This is a genomic window from Faecalibacterium sp. Marseille-Q4137, assembly GCF_017377535.1.
GTDB lineage: Bacteria > Bacillota > Clostridia > Oscillospirales > Ruminococcaceae > Faecalibacterium > Faecalibacterium duncaniae.
Genome location: NZ_JAFREK010000087.1, coordinates 1 through 2,880 on the forward strand (window position 1 = coordinate 1; position 2,880 = coordinate 2,880).

The 2,880-nt window shown below is 49.4% G+C and carries 4 protein-coding genes; all 4 read right to left on the reverse strand.

Features of this window, described 5'->3' with window-relative positions:
- A partial coding sequence (locus tag J3353_RS15770) for a TnpV protein (protein WP_207685220.1) occupies positions 1–371 on the reverse strand: 371 nt, incomplete at its 3' end.
- Positions 372–557: 186 nt separating this feature from the next.
- Positions 558–947 carry a C-GCAxxG-C-C family protein gene (locus J3353_RS15775; RefSeq protein ID WP_207685221.1) on the reverse strand — a complete coding sequence of 130 codons (390 nt, stop codon included), beginning with the start codon at positions 945–947 and terminating at the stop codon, positions 558–560.
- Between the two features lie 32 nt (positions 948–979).
- Positions 980–1,606, reverse strand: a complete 627-nt coding sequence (locus tag J3353_RS15780) for an alpha/beta fold hydrolase (protein ID WP_156061417.1) — start codon at positions 1,604–1,606, stop codon at positions 980–982.
- 17 nt (positions 1,607–1,623) lie between these two features.
- Positions 1,624–2,394 (reverse strand): EFR1 family ferrodoxin, encoded by a 771-nt coding sequence (locus J3353_RS15785; protein WP_156061419.1) that lies wholly within the window; start codon positions 2,392–2,394, stop codon positions 1,624–1,626.
- Positions 2,395–2,880: the final 486 nt, after the last annotated feature.

The window sequence follows — 2,880 nt, forward strand, 5'->3', positions numbered from 1 at the left end:
GTGGTGTTCAGCCCCCTGTTCCTGACCATCCCCAGCTTTGCGACCGCTCCGGCCCGCCGCACCCATTCCATTTGACGGGTACACTTTAATTCCTCGGTTACGCCCTCGGCAATTTTCATCTGCTCCATGATGGTATCTAACCGTTCCTGTGCCTGTTCGTTCAGGTCTGAAAGATATGTCCATAACTCCCCAGTCAAGGTCAATGTGTTCAATCGGGCTGGATGGATTTTCCTTAAATATTCCCGGTGCAGCCGTCCATACTTTCCAATGGGGCGGTGTTCTTCCGGCAGTTTCAGGTCTAGGATGTAGTAATCTCCAACAAGGATATAATCAATTCCATTTTCCGTTATGCTTGGTTTCAATTCGCTCATGTTTTAATCTCCTCATTCTGGCTCATTTTTTTGCAAGTCTGGCTCTCCAGAAATATTGGTAAATCTTTGGTAAATTTGAGACTGAAGCACAAAAAACGCTTAAAAACGGGGCTTATGAGACGATATGAGACTTTTCATCATGCCCGGTAAATCCTGCCGTGGCAAACAAACAAGATCTTCTTCATCTTACTCTCCCAGCACCTCGCCCAGTGCCAGAACAGCGTTGCGGACGCACTCCGGGCACGGGCACAGCGGTGCGCCGTTCTCTATCCCCTTCAGATCCTTGCAGATGGTAGCACCGCACTTTTCCTGAAAGTTTTGCAGCAGTTCCTTGGAAATTCGGGGTGTGCCCTTTCCGTCGGTGACGATGCCCGCCACCATCACAGCGCCGATCAGTGCGCCGCAGGTGCTCTCCATGCAGCCCATGCCGGCGGCATAGCCTGCGCCCAGCTTCATCAGGGTGTCGGCATCCACCGGCAGCTTGTCCTCAAATGTCTTCAGCACCGCCTGTGCACAGTTGCACTGTCCAGTAGCTTTCCATGCGGCAGCCTGTGCCGCCCGTTCTTCGATGTTCATTTTACAGTCCTCTTTCTTTGATGAATCGTAGTTTATTCGACATTATCATAAAATTCCTGTAACACTGTTGCCAATTCCTCCGGAGATTCTATGTTTGCTTCATGACCTGCTTTCAGAAGTTCATGGAAGTGGGAATCGCTCAAATAACTGGCAAGTTCCTTTGAGGCTTTTTTGTTTGCGTTGTCCTTTTCCCCACAAACGATCAATACCGGACAGGACACCTTACATAATGAATCCCTGAAATCCAATTCCGTCATCGTACCGCACAAACTGATCACATCAGCTTTTTTGAGGCCAAATTGCTTGAACATTGTATTCGGCATAAAGCGAAACAGCATATTCTGGAACTTCAATAGCTTTTCAGGCATTTTATATTGTGCTGCAATTAGCACCAGTGCCTTTACTTTATTCGGATGGTCTATCGCATAATTAAGTGCCAGAACAGCACCCAAGGAAAGCCCGCACAAGACGATTTCGTCATTTTCCTTGTTGCACTCTTCTGAGAATGCAGTATACAGCTCCTTATAGGTAGCCGCTTTTCCTTCCAGCATCTCTGCCAAGCTCAAGCTGGCGCTTCTATCCGAGACCGTCGTTTCTTTTATCACTCTATCCCAACTGTCTGGTTTTTGTCCCAACCCATGCAAGTATAAAAACTTCATCTAATTTCCGCTCTCCTTCACACGTCCTGCTGCTTCCTTTCCAGCGCTTCAAAGTGATACCGGGGCTTTCCCCTGCTCTTTTTGCCGTACTCGATGGCTTCTTTGGGGCAATAGCAGATGCACGCCATGCAGTGGGTACAGTTTTTGCCCCAGACCGGTTTGCCGTTTTCCAGACGGATGTTGTTCAGGGGGCACAGCTCCACGCACTTACCGCAGCCGATGCAGGCTTCCGTTGCCCGGAAGGCCTCCGCTTTTACCAAAAAGCGATAGAACACCGGGTTCACCGGGCCGCTCATAAAGCGGTCGTAGAGGTTGTCTCTCGGCGCAGGAAATTGCTGCCCGGCTTTGAGCTGGGTCAGCACCTTCTGAAGTTCAGGCTCTGCCTGCTTCACGATGCTCTTTGCCTGCTCTTTTTGGGGCGCATTGAACATGGCAATGTAGTTTTCCGGCATGATGATCTGAGCTGTACCCATGTACTGCAGCTGCTTTTGCGCCGCAAGCTGCCGGTTATAGCCTGCCGCATTGCCGATCTCGCTGCCGCAATCCATCACAAACCAGATGCGCTCTGCCCCGGTCAGCTCGGTCTTGCCCAGCCACTCCGACACCACCCGGGGGATGCGCCATGCGTAGGTAGGCGTGACCAGCACCACATCCCGGCCAGTCTGCACCGGGGCGGTATTCCCTGCCTTGATGCAAGCGTTCAGGTCGTAAAGCGGCATCTCCAACCCTTCGGCAATGCGCCGCGCCAGATACCGGCTGTTGCCGGTTCCCGTAAAATAAAGTACCATGGCTGCCCCCTCATTTTGTGTTATTCAGATGTCCGTCTGCCCGGCAAACTGGAACTTGTCGGGGCGAGGCCCCTCCATCTTGCTACGCAAGACTGTTCTGTCACTTAAAAGCCCCACTGGGGCTTTCATTGTTCCGCTTCGCTCCACAAACGCGAATTGTTTACTTCTTCGTCTTAGGCGCAATAAGCAACATGACTGTCACAAGAATATATAAACCATACAGTAACCAAGTAATGGTATTGTTCCAAGGAAAACTCATTTCTGGATGGTTCAATGCAAACACTATAAATGCAATAGCTATAATCAGCATTATTAAACCGAGAATCCTTGATATACGCTTTTTCATGCAAAGCACTTCCTTGTCAAACTGGAATTGTTAATCTTGAACTGGTCCTATAATGCCAAATGCTATTGCATCAATAAAAAGCACGAACGCTATCACACAAACAATTAAAATAGTTGCAATGACTTTCATAACAAGTTGTT

Excerpts from the sequence above, each read along its gene's own strand:
- J3353_RS15775 (WP_207685221.1), bottom strand. The coding sequence starts at position 947 with ATGAACATCGAAGAACGGGCGGCACAGGCTGCCGCATGGAAAGCTACT.
- J3353_RS15780 (WP_156061417.1), bottom strand. The coding sequence starts at position 1,606 with ATGAAGTTTTTATACTTGCATGGGTTGGGACAAAAACCAGACAGTTGG.
- J3353_RS15785 (WP_156061419.1), bottom strand. The coding sequence starts at position 2,394 with ATGGTACTTTATTTTACGGGAACCGGCAACAGCCGGTATCTGGCGCGG.